15 protein-coding genes are annotated in these 14,545 nt (G+C 62.1%); 6 read left to right on the top strand and 9 right to left on the bottom strand.

The window, feature by feature from the left end:
* Positions 1 to 41 precede the first annotated feature (41 nt).
* Positions 42 to 656 carry a DUF2202 domain-containing protein gene (locus WBK19_RS17130; protein WP_511291891.1) on the bottom strand — a complete coding sequence of 205 codons (615 nt, stop codon included), beginning with the start codon at positions 654 to 656 and terminating at the stop codon, positions 42 to 44.
* Between the two features lie 310 nt (positions 657 to 966).
* On the opposite strand from WBK19_RS17130, the gene WBK19_RS17125 reads away from it, so the two are divergent.
* Positions 967 to 2,301: an EAL and HDOD domain-containing protein gene (locus WBK19_RS17125; RefSeq protein ID WP_511291889.1), complete on the top strand. Its 1,335-nt coding sequence runs from the start codon at positions 967 to 969 to the stop codon at positions 2,299 to 2,301.
* 15 nt (positions 2,302 to 2,316) lie between these two features.
* Here the strand turns inward: WBK19_RS17125 and WBK19_RS17120 are convergent, their stop codons facing one another.
* The 6 genes from WBK19_RS17120 to WBK19_RS17095 all read right to left on the bottom strand — a co-directional run bounded on the left by WBK19_RS17120 (position 2,317) and on the right by WBK19_RS17095 (position 6,204).
* On the bottom strand, positions 2,317 to 3,129 hold the full coding sequence (locus tag WBK19_RS17120) for a hypothetical protein (protein WP_511291887.1): 813 nt from the start codon (positions 3,127 to 3,129) through the stop codon (positions 2,317 to 2,319).
* Between the two features lie 63 nt (positions 3,130 to 3,192).
* A complete protein-coding gene (locus WBK19_RS17115; RefSeq protein WP_511291885.1) occupies positions 3,193 to 3,792 on the bottom strand; it encodes a hypothetical protein in 600 nt (199 codons plus the stop codon).
* Between the two features lie 67 nt (positions 3,793 to 3,859).
* Positions 3,860 to 4,357: a hypothetical protein gene (locus tag WBK19_RS17110; protein WP_511291883.1), complete on the bottom strand. Its 498-nt coding sequence runs from the start codon at positions 4,355 to 4,357 to the stop codon at positions 3,860 to 3,862.
* Between the two features lie 13 nt (positions 4,358 to 4,370).
* Positions 4,371 to 5,018 carry a toll/interleukin-1 receptor domain-containing protein gene (locus WBK19_RS17105; protein WP_511291881.1) on the bottom strand — a complete coding sequence of 216 codons (648 nt, stop codon included), beginning with the start codon at positions 5,016 to 5,018 and terminating at the stop codon, positions 4,371 to 4,373.
* 14 nt (positions 5,019 to 5,032) lie between these two features.
* Complete coding sequence (locus tag WBK19_RS17100; protein ID WP_511291879.1) at positions 5,033 to 5,917, bottom strand: hypothetical protein; 885 nt, start codon at positions 5,915 to 5,917, stop codon at positions 5,033 to 5,035.
* A 137-nt stretch (positions 5,918 to 6,054) separates the two neighbouring features.
* Positions 6,055 to 6,204, bottom strand: a complete 150-nt coding sequence (locus WBK19_RS17095) for a hypothetical protein (protein ID WP_511291877.1) — start codon at positions 6,202 to 6,204, stop codon at positions 6,055 to 6,057.
* 53 nt (positions 6,205 to 6,257) lie between these two features.
* Between WBK19_RS17095 and WBK19_RS17090 the strand changes: the two genes are divergently transcribed.
* Positions 6,258 to 6,506 (top strand): hypothetical protein, encoded by a 249-nt coding sequence (locus tag WBK19_RS17090; RefSeq protein ID WP_511291875.1) that lies wholly within the window; start codon positions 6,258 to 6,260, stop codon positions 6,504 to 6,506.
* A gap of 157 nt (positions 6,507 to 6,663) precedes the next feature.
* Positions 6,664 to 7,533 carry a PEP-CTERM sorting domain-containing protein gene (locus WBK19_RS17085; RefSeq protein WP_511291873.1) on the top strand — a complete coding sequence of 290 codons (870 nt, stop codon included), beginning with the start codon at positions 6,664 to 6,666 and terminating at the stop codon, positions 7,531 to 7,533.
* Positions 7,534 to 7,694: 161 nt separating this feature from the next.
* Here WBK19_RS17085 and WBK19_RS17080 read toward each other — a convergent pair whose 3' ends face one another.
* A complete protein-coding gene (locus WBK19_RS17080; protein WP_511291871.1) occupies positions 7,695 to 10,406 on the bottom strand; it encodes a bifunctional diguanylate cyclase/phosphodiesterase in 2,712 nt (903 codons plus the stop codon).
* A gap of 35 nt (positions 10,407 to 10,441) precedes the next feature.
* On the bottom strand, positions 10,442 to 12,265 hold the full coding sequence (gene mutL, locus WBK19_RS17075; protein ID WP_511291869.1) for a DNA mismatch repair endonuclease MutL: 1,824 nt from the start codon (positions 12,263 to 12,265) through the stop codon (positions 10,442 to 10,444).
* A 217-nt stretch (positions 12,266 to 12,482) separates the two neighbouring features.
* On the opposite strand from mutL, the gene WBK19_RS17070 reads away from it, so the two are divergent.
* The 3 genes from WBK19_RS17070 to WBK19_RS17060 form a co-directional block, all read left to right on the top strand.
* Entirely contained in the window at positions 12,483 to 13,049 is a 567-nt protein-coding gene (locus tag WBK19_RS17070; protein ID WP_511291867.1) for a PEP-CTERM sorting domain-containing protein, read from the top strand.
* Positions 13,050 to 13,508: 459 nt separating this feature from the next.
* Positions 13,509 to 14,168, top strand: a complete 660-nt coding sequence (locus WBK19_RS17065) for a reverse transcriptase domain-containing protein (RefSeq protein ID WP_511291865.1) — start codon at positions 13,509 to 13,511, stop codon at positions 14,166 to 14,168.
* Positions 14,165 to 14,545, top strand: a 381-nt coding sequence (locus WBK19_RS17060) for a reverse transcriptase domain-containing protein (RefSeq protein WP_511291863.1), incomplete at its 3' end; no start/stop codon positions are given. The genes WBK19_RS17065 and WBK19_RS17060, both read left to right, overlap by 4 nt.

Below are 14,545 nucleotides of genomic sequence, written 5' to 3'. Positions count from 1 at the left end.
TGAAGTCGTTGCTGAAAAGCTGGAGAGACCCGTGGGCGAATTCAGGCGGCTTTGCGTCTACGGGCCACGCCGCTGACAACGGCCAGGCCGGCCAACAGCATGGCGTAGCTTTCCGGTTCCGGAACTGCCGGTACAGGCGTCTTGGCCAGCCAGGTATTGAACGCATTGAGGTGGTTGTAGGAGGCGTTCCTGAGGCTGCCATAGGTCGTATAGAGCGAAGAGTTTGTTGGCACTAGAGCCATGGCTGCAGTCAGGTCGTCGATGTCGAGCAGTTCGATATTCTTGCCGACCGTCAGCGCGGCAAAGCTCGAGGTGCTGCCTTGCGCCACCAGGCTCTGGTAGAGCGATTGCAGCGCCGGGTTCTGGAACTGGCCGGCGGCCAGCGAGGTCAGGTCGCTGACGTTGAGGCCAATGAGGTTGGCCTGGTTAACCAGCGCAGCGACGTGGGTGTCTTCCGATCTGGGAATGTTCTTGAACGGCATGATTGTCGGGTAGAGGACGCCGAACGACCGGTACACGTCGCCAGCCAGCTTTTCTTCCTCGATCATGTAGCGCAGGCTGTCGATTGCCCCGGGCGAATAGCTCTGGGCTTGTGCGAGCGTGCTGCCGGTCACGTAGATGGCTAGCGCGGAAATGAGAATCTTGAACGCGTTCAAAGTGTTACCCCCTGATAAATTTATTATTTAAATGGCGCCTCAATACCCCGGACCAGCCTGTCTGACGAACTGGACGGGGTGGCAGGCCGGGCGATCATAAGGAAAATCTAATACCTTCGGAATGTGTCAAATTGCCGCATGTCATAGACGCCTGTCTGGCGCCGTGGTGGCGGAAAGTGAGGGGGACATAGCTAATTGGCGCGTCGCCGTTCGTCGGCCGATTTGATGAATATAATGTCTCTGTTAAATCGGCTGTTTTCCGGGCAATACCCGTCTGGCTGCCGATACCTTCATCTCGGGGCTTGGCATCATGTTCGGTTTCATCAAACGCGTTTTCGGCATGGGTGGTGGGGAATCTGCGCCCATCAAAGGCGGCAGTTCGTCGCCCGATGTCCCGGTTATTTCGGCCCCAGTTGTCGCCGTCCGCAAGGCTCCGCCGGTCGTTCTGCTGCGAGACGAGATCATCGATGCCCGGACACGCATAGCCGGCTACCGTTTTTCAGCCCGCCGGCCGGATTCCGAACTGGTCGCCGATGCTGTTTCGACGCTGGAAATCCTCTCAGCCAATAATGTGGCGGTCTTTGCCGCACGACGCCTGGCACTGATTCCCCTGACCCACGATGACTGGACGCGGCAGGACTACACGCCGCTGATCGGCCCGATGACGACCTTTCTGCTCGCCTTGCCCGATGGCGCCAAGGTTTCCAGCGACTGGAACGCCGTTGCCGCCGCCATTCATGGTGCCGGGGCGAGGATCGCGCTGGCCGCCGGTGACATCGTGACGCACCGGCAAACGATCCTCGCGCACGCCGATTACCTGCTGCTCGATTTTTCGGCGCTTTCCTTGTCCAGCCTCGAGGTTTTGCTGCGCACCCTGCGTCAGGAGAAACCGGGCCTTGAACTCATCGCCGACAAGGTCAGGCGCTGGCCGGAGCATCGCTACTGCGTTTCGCACGGCATTGCTTATTGCCTCGGCACATTCACCACCGAGCCGGACGAGGAGCAGCAGGCCAAGGAAATCGGCCAGAGCCAGCTGGTCCTCATCGAAATGCTCAACCAGCTGCGCAAGGACGCCGACCTGGCAGACATCGCCCAGATCGCCAAGCGCGACCCCGGCGTTATCGTCAAGGTGATGGCCATGGCCAACTCGCCGATGGTCGGCTTGTCACAGCCGGTGACCAGCATTGATCAGGCGATCATGGTGCTCGGCCGGGAACAGCTCTACCGCTGGCTGTCGATCGGGATGTTCCGGGCTGGCGCTGCCTCGCCGCGCGACGAGGTGTTGCTCGAACTCGCCCTGGCGCGCGGGCGTTTCCTCGAACTGCTCGGTCAGGAGAAGCACAGCAAGCTGGAGTGCGATGAATTTTTCCTGCTTGGCCTGCTTTCACTGCTCGACAGCCTGCTCGGCCTGCCGATGAGCGCGGTGGTCGGCAAGCTCAATCTGCTGCCGGCGCTAAGTGACGCCTTGCTCAACAGCAGTGGCCCGCTGGCGCGCTACCTGATGCTGAGCATCGCCGTCGAAAAGGGCCGTGTCCAGAACGTCGCGCGTCTGGCCGACGAGCTGGGTTATTCGCTCGAAGCCATCGAGTCGGCCTCGGTCGAAGCGATTGGCTGGGCGGAGGAAGCGGTCAATCTGACCAAGTGAGCCGGGCGGCGAGGCTCAGCAGGCCCGACCGCTGGCTCGGGTGAAGCCGAAGCCGCCTTCGCCCGAGCCGGCCGGATTGATGCAGATGCGCATGGTCAGCGAGCGGGCAGCCTTGTCGAGGTCGACCGGGAAGGGCGAGAAGGGGATGGAGCGTTCGACGACGGCCTTGACGAAGGCGATCTCGTCGGCCTGATCGCCGGCATTGATGACCTTGAAGGACTTCATCGTGCCGTCCGGATTGACCTTGAACTCGATGGAAGCCGGATGCATGCCCTTGGCGCGCGGGTCATTCTTGACGAAGCTGGCGCTGCGATTGAGGCGTCTGAGCATGCCTTCGAGGTACATTTCCAGGCTGAACGGGTCGGGTGGGGTGGCGTTGGGGCGCAGGTCGAGCAAGGCGCTGCCGGCCGATTCTTCCCGCGCCTGCTTCCACGCTTCCTCGCGCGCCATGGCTTTTGAACGCTGGGCCAGTGTCGGCTTGGGGGCGGATTTGGCGTTGTTGTCGAGCTCGTCGAGAAAGCGGTTCATGTCCGCTTTCTCCGCCGCCGTCCATTGCGGTGCGCTGGCCACCGAGGTTTTGCTCCGCTTGTTGGTGGTCAGCAGCCGTGGCCTCTCCGGCTTGATTTTTGCCGGCTTCTGGCGCGCCTCGGGGGCACTCGCTGTTTCGGTCGACACCGGCTTGCGCAGGCGGGCCTCCATGCGCGGCGGACTTGATGCTTCTTCCGGATCATGCCGGGGGATCATCAGGATCAGGGCATGAATCAGGAACGAGGCGGCAAACGCGAAAAGCGGTGCTCGCCGGGCCGGAGAGGGATGGGACACGAACATCGACGGTATTTTAGGCGGCGCAGCCGATGATTGGCTGTAACGATGTGTTGTTTTGTGCGCTGATCAGCGCCGGGGTGGCTGGTTCCCGGGCATTTGGCGGGCGACGATGTGCTGCATCTGGCGACGATGGGCCGTGGTGTGCATGGCGGCCAGGGCATGCCAGCCGCGCAGGTCAAGCTGGCCGAACCACGGATGGGCGTGGCGCAGGGGGCTGCGCAAATCGCCGAGGCGGTCGATCAGCCGGGCATAGTCGTCGACCGCCGCGCGCAGCAGGGCGTGCTGTTCGGCGCCGGCAGTGAGTTCGGGCTTGACCTCGGCGATACGTACTTCGCGGTCGAAGGGGTTATTGTCCGAGAAGGCTTCGGCAATCTGGCGGATGCCGGTATCGACGATGACCAGATGCCGCAGAACCATGTTGGCCGACCAGCCGCGGCTGCTGTCTTCCAGCCCGGTGACGCGCGGCACGATGACCGGCAGGCAGGCCAGTGCCGGGGGCAGGCTGGCGGCCAGGGCGAGGACCGTTTCGGTCTCCCGGCGCAGCCAGCGGGTCAGCGCGTCCTTGCTCAAAAAAATCCGCAAGGCTTGCAGCAGGGTGCGGGAAAACCAGCGTTCGAGCGTCGGCAGGCCGGCGCCGGGTGGGGCGAGTTGGGCGGCGTTGCTCATGACAGGACGCCGGACCTTTCAATTTTGGCCAGAATTTCCGGTTGACCGTGGGATTCCCCGGCCGAGGTCATTTGTCGCGGCCGGAGCGCCATTTGGTGGCCAGCAGGTATAGCGCACCGGTCATGAAATTGGCGATGAGCAGCCATTTGCCGGTCGCCACCAGGCCGGCGATCATGTAGAGGGCAGGGGCGTGGCTTGTCGCTTCGGAAATCAATCGGAGATGGAGCAGGTTTTCGATGGCGTCGAGTGCTGCCGCGCCAGGCATGGTCCAGCTGGAAAGGCGCCGGGTCGCCTGGTCGAGTGGCGCGAAAAGGCTGCCGTGGCGGACGAGCAGGTAGCCGAACAGGCCGTAGCTGGCGAGCACCGGAAAGTCGATGCGGAAATGGCGGCGGAAAAGGTCGACGCCATCCGGGCCCCACTGGGCAAGGATGGCCTTGAAGGCGGCTTCGTCAAAGGTGAATTGCAGCGCCGGAATGCCCGGAGACAGCGGCGCCGATTGGATAGCCATGGCGATGAACAGGCCAAGCGCCAGGGCGCCGGACAGCCAGAGCAACAGGGTGGCCATTTGCCGGGTCAAATCAGGCAGCCCGCTTCTTGCGTTTCCACCACAGGAAACCTTCAACGCCGGTATAGAGCGCCAGCAGGCTGACGATGACGCCACGCGCCAGTTCAAGCTGGTTGTCGGCGTTCGGGGCCAGGGTGCCGACCCCGTATTTGGTGGCAAGCACGGCCGCGACAATGAAAATCAAGGCCCGCAGCATCAGCCGCCGCCAGTCGTAGGGACGGCCGATGGCGTCGGCGAGGCGGCCGGCATCGACTATCCACGCCTCGTCGCGCAGGTTGATGGCCTGCCGATTGACGAGGGCGCGCAGATCGTCGGGCAGGGACGCCGCACTGGGCAATTCGGCGCCCTGGAGTAGAACCGGAATGACCCGCTTGCCGAGTTTCAGCGCGGTGGCGATCTCGATGCGCACGAAATCGGGCTCCGCCCGGCTCAGGCGGCTGTTCAGTTCGGCCAGCCACTTCTTGCCGATGAGGACGACGGTGACCTCGGTCCCGGTCAGCTCGCGCTGCAAAAAAACCGAGAAATCCTCACCGGCGGGAATATCGTCGGCATCGCGAAAGACGCAGGCGGCCCCGAGCAGGTTTTCCAGCGAATCGGCCAGCCGCCCGGCCTCACCCGTCGTGTCGCTGCGCCGGTAGCTGATGAAGACGGGATTGGCCATGAACGCGCCTCGGGTTAAAGGATGCTAAGGGGTTCCCAGATGCCCCCCTTGTCGAGATGCGTTTCGCCGGAAACTGCGCTGGGCAGCAGGGTCTTTGCCGGGCCGGACTCGCCTTTCCGGAATTCGTAGATCAAGGCACGGGCCCGATAGTCCTCGCCATAGGGCAGGGCGCCAATCGACGCCGGCAGCGCGTGCGCCCCGCCACCGGCCCAGCCCTTGATCTTGTCATCGCTCGGGGCGGCGCTTGACTGCACCCAGGGGGCGTCGGTCACGACGAAAACAATCGCCCGATAATAGCCGGCCGGCGCAAAGGCCAGAGCCTTGATGAAGCTCGCCAGCGATAGATTGCTCACCGACGGCGTGCCGACCTTCCAGCGATCCGCCCCGGGCATCGGCGTGCCATCGGCCTTGATCTGCTCAAGCTGCGTCGCCAACGCAAAACCGCGCGGCACAGCGTAATAGCTGCGCTGCTCGTAGTGGGCCAGACGCAAGGCCTTCTCGAACTTGTCGGCGACATTGGCCAGCCGGGTCGTCGAGCCGGTGCGCAGCCATTTGTCGGGAATCGACTCCTCGGCCGAAGCCTTGGGTGGCGGCCAGTCAAACTGGGGGATTGACGGCGATTCATGGTCGATGGCGCCGGTCTCGCGCGGAATATCGCCCCCATTCGGGGCCGCGGCTTTGGGCGGCGCCGGCGGCCGGGGTGCCGGCGCGGGAGGGGCGGCCGGTGCGGGGGCCGGTGCGGGTCTCGCCGCGGCTGGTGGCGGCGCTGCTTCCACCGGTGTCTCCAGTGGCGCGCTCGATTTTCCGCAGGCATTCAGCCCGGCCATGACCAGAAGCGCAAAGAACAGCCGCCATGCATTGCGGTGCCTAAAAGCAGGGATGGAAAACAGTTTGAGCATGGAAGCCTCCTGCCGTCGAAAGTCTGCCGGCGAAGCTGCCGGCCTTCATGGAGCGCTTCCCCCCGAAAAAACGGAGGGTTGATCCGGAGCCTACGAACTTTTCAAATGGGATCCAAGCATGTTGTTGGCATGGCCGGTCAATGCGCAAATTGAAATCTGACGAGCGCCAGGCTCAGGGCAAACAGGTAGCCATACGAAAAGCGGTCAATGCGCAGCAATGCATCGCCACGCCGGCTCCGCCAGGCGCCCATGGCGACGATGCACAAGCCGGCGGCAATCGGTGTCAACAGCAGGTTGGCGAGACGGGGGAGGCAGGACGGGGGAGGCCGGACGGCGTGAGATGGGTTGGCAAAAGCATGAGGCTGAGTCCGCCGGCCAGCGCGCCGAAAATTGCGTAACCGAGCGCCGCCAGCAACGGATTCGGCGGTTTCCGGAAAGGTTCGGCGAGCGAGTGAAAACCCAGTTCCAGCAAAGCCTCGCCGACTGCCTGGAGGACAAACTCGCCAAGGATCTCGATCAGGAATTCAAGCATGGATCAGGGTTTTTATCGCTGGGCAGTATTTCATTTTTAGCCAATTTTTCCGGTTGACCGTGGGATTTTGGTCAGCGCTGTTTAATCGAGAAAAGAGATTTTAGCAATCCCTGAGCAGGTCAATTTTATGTTAACTGGATATCTAAATGGACTAATGACATTGGGTTAATGCTTTGCTAGCATTAAGAAGCAGCTATCTAATTAAGGGGAAATAATGAAATTCGTATTCAAGAAACTGGCATTGGTCGGCGCCATTGCTGTGGCGTTTGCAACACCGGCCATGGCGGCCGTATCCGCTTCGGCGACGATCAGCGATTTTACGATTACGCTCTACGATCTGAATCCGCTGGACGGGATTGTGCCGACGATGACCTGGGCCAACGTATCCGGTATCGATCCGAACATGGCTACTTACACCAGTGCAAACGTTAGCGGGCAATATGGAAATAGCAACACCAACAATTACATGCCGATCGGGCAGGTAAACAGTTCGACGGCAGGTATCTTCAATGCGGCTGCGAGCGCCACCATCACGGCCACTTCGGTCACGGCTTCGGGGTCTGCTACGGCAACCAGCGGGGGATGGCCAGGCAAGTCGTTCTCCGCATCTGCACAAAACTACAACGGCGGTAGCAGTTTCGTATTGAGCGCGAATACCGCGGTTGTATTCCAGGCCAATGCATCAACGCAGGCGTCATCCACGGCCGGGTATGATTACCTGACTGGTTACGGAGAGAGTGCTTCTGCAATGGCCTTCATGACAGTGAGCGGAGCGGGTGCAAGCGGGAATGGTAGCCAGAGCTCGTATGACAGCACATCTTCAGCTGCCGGAACTTATTACTGGGGGTATCCCGGTTCACCATCAACCCAGTCGACCTCGGTGACTTTGGCTGGTGCATTCGTCAATACGTCCGCCGGCAACCTGACAGGAATATTCCAGTTGGGGGCCAGCGTTAATGGCCAAACCAGTGTGGTGGATATGCCTCTGGCCATCGCAGCTGTTCCCGAACCGGAGAGCTACGCCATGTTCTTGGCTGGTCTCGGTCTGATTGGTGCTATGGCGCGTCGCCGCCAGTCGCTGTAAGCGATCTATCATTTGCGCCCGAACCCCGCTGCGGCGGGGTTTTTCTTGCCTGCGCAGAAGTGGCTTGTCGAGTTGATCAGTCATTCATGAAGGCTGGCACGGCAGCTTCGCTGCAGGACCGGTTTTCATTTTTGGCCAAATTTTCCGGTTGACCGTGGGAATCAAATGGCCGCGTCGACTGCCCGAATGGGAAGGTATCCGCCACGCTGCAAGACGGTTTCGATGGCGACCGCCGTGGTCGGGCGGCCAAAGTGGTAGCCCTGCATCAGGCGGCAGCCATGGTCGAGCAGGAAGGCGGCTTGGGAGAGTTCCTCGACGCCTTCGGCAATGACTTCCTTTTGCAGGCTGTCGGCGATGGCGATGATGGCCCGGACGATGGCGGCGTCGTCGGTGTCGCCCGGCAGTTCGCGGACGAAGGATTGGTCGATCTTGATGCGGTCGAAGGGCAGACGCTTGAGGTAGGCCAGGCTGGAGTAGCCGGTCCCGAAATCGTCGATCGACAGCTTGATGCCCAGGGCGCTCAGTTCGTCGAGCACGGCGACGATGCGGTCGGTGTCGTGGATGAAGGCGCTTTCGGTGATTTCCAGCTCCAGCCAGCAGGGCTCCAGACCCGTATCGGCGAGGATGGCGATGATGCGTTGGGCGAGGTTGGCCTGGCGTAACTGAACGGCGGACAGGTTTACGGCCATGACCACGGGCGGCAGGCCTTGCTCCTGCCACTGGCGGTTCTGCCGACAGGCTTCGCGCAGCACCCAGTCGCCGATCTGGTTGATCAGGTTGCTTTCTTCAGCGATGGGGATGAAGCGGGCGGGCGGGATATTGCCTTTTTCCGGGTGGTTCCAGCGGACCAGCGCTTCGAGGCCGATCAGTCGGCCGCTTTGGGCGTCGACCTGGGGCTGGTAGTTGAGGTGGATCTCCTCGCCGCGCTGCGCCCGCCGCAGGCAGTTTTCCAGCATGACCCGTTCGGAGATGCGGATGTTCATCTCGGGCGTAAAGAAGCGGTAGGCATTTCCGCCGGCGGCCTTGGCCTGGTACATCGCGGTGTCGGCGTTCTTCAGCAGGCTGCCGATGTCCTTGCCGTCCTCCGGGTAGGTGCTGATGCCGATGCTGGCGCCGACGCGCAGTTCGTGGCCGGCCACCATGAAGGGTTCGCCCAGTGCGTCGATCAGTCGTTGGGCGATGCTGGCCAGACGCGAGGGCGAGCCATAGCCCTGGATCAGGATGGCGAATTCGTCACCGCCCTGCCGGCTGACCGTGTCGCGCGCATCGAGGCTGCGGCGCAGGCGCAGGGCCGCTTCGCGCAGCAACTGGTCGCCGATCTCATGGCCGAGCGTGTCGTTGACGTTCTTGAAATGGTCGAGGTCGAGGAACATCAGGGCGACTTCGGCCTGGGTGCCGAAGGTCAGCGCCAGCGCCTGCGACATCAGATCGGCCAGCATGCTGCGGTTGGGGAGCCGGGTCAGCTGGTCGTGTTCGGCCAGGTAGCGGATGCGCTCCTGGTCCTCATGCAGTTGCGTAATGTCGCGGGCGACTCCGGCGACGCCGGCCAGTTCGCCACGGTCGTCGAGGACTGGGGTCGAGATGAACTCGAAATGACGGACCTTGCCATCGGCCAGTTGCTGGGTATCGGTCCGCCGCTGTTGGCATTGTTCGGTCAGCGCCAGGGCATCCTGCCGGGACAGCGATTCGGCTGCTTCGGCCGGCCAGATGGCGGCCACCGTCTGGCCGGGCAAAGTCTCGGCCGGCTGGCCGCAGGCCCGTGCGTAGGCATCATTGACGGCGATCAGACGTTGCTGGCGGTCGCTCAGCCAGGCCGGGTCGGGCAGGCTGTCGAGGAGGGCGCGGGTTTGCCGCGTGGTGTTCTCGTAGGCCCGTGTCATGCCTTGCGCCAGCGCGCGCGCCCGGTCGTAGGTGCGCAGCCAGACAGTGATCCAGCCGCCTAGAACGAAGGCCAGCAAGAAGATGCTGAGGACTGACCACATAACTTGCTGGTACCAGTTGGCCAGATAGTCGCTCGGCGCGTGTCCGATCACCACGTACAACGGGTAGTGGGCGACCTGACGGGCGACATAGAGCCGCTTGATGTCGTCAACCGACGAGCGGTGGGTGAAGCTGCCATACCCCTGCTTGGCGGCGATCAGCGCTGTCAGCGGTGTATCTTCGACGACTTTGCCCTGGCGCTCGGGGGCAGCTGGGTAACGGGCAATCAGCCGGCGTTCGCGGTCGACCAAGGCAACGCTCTGGCCCGGGCCGAGCTTGAGGCTGGTGAAGAATTCCTGGAAATGATCAGCCCGTACCGCGGCCTGGACGAGGCCGGCGAATTGGCCTTGCCGGTCGTTGAGGCGGCGGCTCAGGGTGATAACCCAGTTGCTGGTGATCCGGGCGAACAGAGGCTCGGAGACGACCAGTGCTGTGGCGCCGTCGCGATTGCGCTGAAAGTAGTCGCGGTCGCGAATGTGGACGCTGGCGATCGTGCCCGAGGCGTCATGCGTGAAGTTGCCCTCGGCGTTGGCTACGCGCAGGCTTTGCGATTCATTGGCGATCAGTGCCAGGTAGCTGGCCAGCGCGGCGTTGACCGCGGCAGAATCGCCCGATTCGCCGGCCAGCGTGGTGTTCAGGCGTAACTGGCTGGCGAGCAGCACGGTGTCGATCTTGTCGACAGTGTTATGGGCATGTGCTTCCAGTACACGGGCCAGGTTGTCGAGGTTGCGCAGGGCAAACTCGTTTTCGCGGTCCAGCGCCACTTTCAGGCCGCCGGCAACAAGTCCGATGTATGTCAGGAGGGCGAGGAGCCCCAGGGCCATCAGGATGTTGCGACGTTCGCCGGCGGGCGCCGATGATGGTCGGAGCAACTGCCTGAGGGATGGAATCATGGGGGTGTGGGCCGGGGCGGGTTTGGGCCGCCGAATTATTGCCCGCGCAGAAACAGTTTGTCGAGATCGTTGAGCGATAGTTCCGTCCACGTCGGCCGGCCGTGGTTGCACTGGCCGGCGCGTTCGGTTTCTTCCATCTGGCGAAGCAGGGCGTTCATTTCGGGAACGGTGAGCAGGCGGCGGGCGCGGACCGCGCCGTGGCAGGCCATGGTGGCGAGCAGTTCGTTGCGCCGGGCGGTGGCGAGCTGGGTGATGCCGTGTTCGCGCAGTTCGGCGATCAGCGATTTGGCCAGCGCGGCGGGGTCGCCGCTTTGCAGGAGGGCGGGGACGGCACGGACGCCGAGTTGGTTGGGGCCGAGCGGGGCGATTTGGAAACCGAGGTTGGCCAGTGCCTCGGCATGCTCTTCGACGGCCGCGATGTCGAGCGGGTCAGCCGAGAAGACGGCCGGGATGAGCAGCGACTGGGTGGCGATCTGGCGGTTGTCGAAGGCGGTTTTGAGCTTTTCGTAGAGGATGCGCTCGTGCGCCGCGTGCATGTCGATGAGGATCAGGCCACGGGCGTTCTGGGCCAGGATGTAGATGCCGTGCAGTTGGGCCAGGGCGTAGCCGAGCGGCGGGCCGGCGCTGTCGCTGCTTTCGGCTGGCTGGAATTGCGGGGCGACTTCGGGGCGCGGGACCGGCGACTGGCCGATGTCTTGGGCGGCGCGGGCGAAGGCAAGGTAGGCCGTGGCGGCCGGTTCGGCGACGCCGAGGCTGCCTTGATGACGGAGCGGCGGGGCATATTCGAAATTTGGCTGATTTTGCCGGTTGACCGTGGAAGTCGGGTATTCGCCGCTTGCCGCGCCGCGTTCGACCAGCGCCGGGGCGGCTGCGGCCTGCACCGGCGCGGCCAGCGTGCGTTGGATGGCGTGGAAGACGAACTGATGCATGGCGCGCGAGTCGCGGAAGCGGACTTCGGTCTTGGCCGGGTGGACGTTCACGTCGACGAGCGCCGGGTCGATGTTCACGAACAGGCAGACGGCCGGCTGGCGGCTGCCGTGCAGCACATCGCGATAGGCTTCGCGCAGGGCGTGGCTGATGATCTTGTCACGCACGAAACGGCCGTTGACGAAGACGTACTGGCCGTCCTTGGCATCGGTGGCGCGTGTCGGGTCGATGGCGAAGCCGATGAGTGACAAGGGGCCGGCGCCGGCATCGACGGCGCGGGCGGTGCCGAGGAAGTCGTCGCCGAGGATGTCGGCAATGCGCCGGGGCGCATCGGCGGGGGCGAGCTGGAACAGGTTGCGGCCGTTGTGGGTCAGGCTGAACGCGACATCCGGCCGGGTCAGCGCCAGCCGCCGGACGGCATCGGCGCAGTGGGCGAATTCGGTGCTTTCCGACTTCAAAAACTTGCGGCGGGCCGGGGTGTTGAAATAAAGGTCGCGCATTTCGACGACGGTGCCGGCCATCAGGGCGGCCGGCTCAGGCTCCGCACCTGGCTCGCCACGCAGTTTCCAGGCATGCGCCGCGCCGCGTTCGCGACTCGTGATGCTCAGGCGGGCGACGGAAGCGACCGAAGCTAGCGCCTCACCACGAAAGCCAAGGGTGCCGACACGCTCAAGGTCGTCGAGACTGGAAATCTTCGAAGTGGCATGTCGGGTCAGCGCCAGCGCCAGTTCATCCTTGGCGATGCCACAACCGTCGTCGGTGATGCGGATCAGCTTGACGCCACCTTCTTCGAGATGGACCTGGATCGCCTTGCTGCCAGCGTCGAGGCTGTTTTCGAGGAGTTCCTTGAGGACGGAGGCGGGTCTTTCGACCACTTCGCCAGCGGCAATCTGGCTGATCAGCAGGTCGGGGAGGCGGGCAATGGTCGGCATGCCCGGATTATCCCAGATTGCTTTGCTTGGAGTGTGGCGATGAAGTGGTGCAAGAATCTGTCGGGAAACTTGACAGTGTTGATGAATATTCGCCAAATTGGATTCTTTATTCTTTGCAGGATATTGATTTAATTTGATTAATATTTTTTGGTATTGTTATTGCTTTACCCATCCAATATCGGTTTTTTGGGACATAGGGGGCAAGATGGTAAAGTTAATGCTCGCCGCGACTCTCGCGACGTTATTCATTGGTTCCGCTCAAGCCGGGATTGTTTACGACGTTTACGATGAATCGGTAGATGGGGATTTTGCACAATACTCAAACGTTGATTTTGGCTTCTCGATCGGCTCTAACTTGATACTTGGTCGCGGTTCAATTGGTTCTGAAGGTGTCGATTACGATGGTTTTCTGTTTCACTTAGGCGCAGGTCAGACTCTAACCAGAGTCATATTTTCGACACCTGGACTAAATGTAGCGGCGCTGAAGTCATCTTGGGCTCTTCGGGCAGATAACCATTCTGGTAGTGAGTTGGCTTCCAGCGAAGCCAATATTTTGAATACTGCGGATCAAGACTTTTTTGTCGATGCACTACCGCGTGGCGCGGGTACTTATGCGTTTTCTCCGTTGTCGATTAGCCCGAGCGGCGCTAGTGGTGCCTGGGACTACCAGATCATCTTTGAGGTGCAGAGCGACAACCGCGTGCCTGAACCCGGAAGCTTGGCCTTGCTTGGCCTAGGGCTTGCTGGTCTGGCCTTTGCGCGGCGCGAGAAAAAGACTTCCTGATCGTCGTTTGCTACTCCAGAAAGCCAGGTTCTTCAGCCTGGCTTTTTTTTGGTGCGCCCGGCAGGGCGCACTCACTTGGAGGTGAAAGTGCTCTACTCGCCCGGCAAGGGGAAGAGTTAGCTGAACGGCAAGGGTGTCGTGGGTAACTGCGAATCTGGAGGAAGCCGAAGGCAAAGCGCTGGCCTGACGAACAGGAAGCGGATACGAGGCGGCACAGCGGGGCAAGGCGGCCATTATCGTCAAAGCCCGAAACTTGCACGGGACGCTGTGACGTATATCCGACAGGTATAAGCGTGAAGGTGGGTGTGTCATACCCGGGGAGATCCTCACGGATGCCTTGTGCTACTGGCATCGAGAGGTGTCGGGATGTCTGTGAGGAAGTCAGCCGAGGCCATAGTAGGTGCCGGTACGGACCGAAGGGCCGAACATTGAAGGACGTGAGTAGGCGGTGAAATCTCGATGAAGCCTGAGAAAGCAGAAGCCCGTCGGCAAGGCGGGGCGCCAGCGGAGGAGTCCGGACAGAATCTGGAGGGTGCTGAATGGCGTGCTGAGGCGGAATTGGCGAATCACCGGCGGACGAAAGCGGGGCATAGCGAGCTGATGGAGGCCGTGTGCGAACGTGGCAACCTGATGCTGGCGTATCAACGGGTGGTCAAGAACAAGGGTGCGGCCGGGGTCGATGGCCTCGGCGTGAACGAATTCAAGGCCCACCTCAAGCAACACTGGCCGACGATCAAGGCCAAGCTGCTGGCGGGGAGTTACATCCCGCAGGCAGTGCGCCGGGTGGAAATACCCAAGCCGCAAGGCGGGGCCCGGATGCTTGGCATCCCGACGCTGACGGATCGACTGATCCAGCAAGCGTTACATCAGGTGCTCTCGCCGATCTTCGAGGCAGGCTTCTCCGAATCGAGCTACGGCTTCCGAGCGGGGAATAGCGCCCATCAGGCGGTCAAGGCAGCTCGGCGGTACGTTGCCGAAGGCCGCCGGGTTGTGGTGGACATGGACTTGGAGAAATTCTTCGACCGGGTCAATCACGACATTCTGATGGAGAAGGTATCGAAGAAGATTGGCGACGAACGGGTACTCAAGCTCATCCGCCGGTATCTCGAGCGGGAATGATGGCCAACGGGGTGGTTACCCCGAGGACGGAAGGCACGCCGCAAGGCGGGCCGCTCAGTCCGTTGCTGTCGAATATCCTGCTGACGGACCTGGACAAGGAACTGGAACGCCGAGGTCATGCCTTCTGCCGCTATGCGGACGACTGCAATATCTACGTCCAAAGCAAAACGGCAGGAGAACGGATCATGGCAAGCCTCACCCGGTTTCTGTCGGAGAAGCTCAAGCTCACGGTGAATGCGGCCAAGAGCGCGGTAGCCTCTCCGTGGGAGAGGAAGTTCCTGGGCTACAGCCTGACTTGGCATAAAGCGCCGAGATTGCGAATTGCGCCAGCCAGCCTGCAACGGCTGGAAGGCAAACTTCGGGCGGTGCTCCAAGGC

It is taken from the genome of Azonexus sp., assembly GCF_049652925.1.
Lineage (GTDB): Bacteria > Pseudomonadota > Gammaproteobacteria > Burkholderiales > Rhodocyclaceae > Azonexus.
Note: the sequence above shows the minus strand (reverse complement) of the source record. Positions and strands in the feature narration are given on the sequence as shown.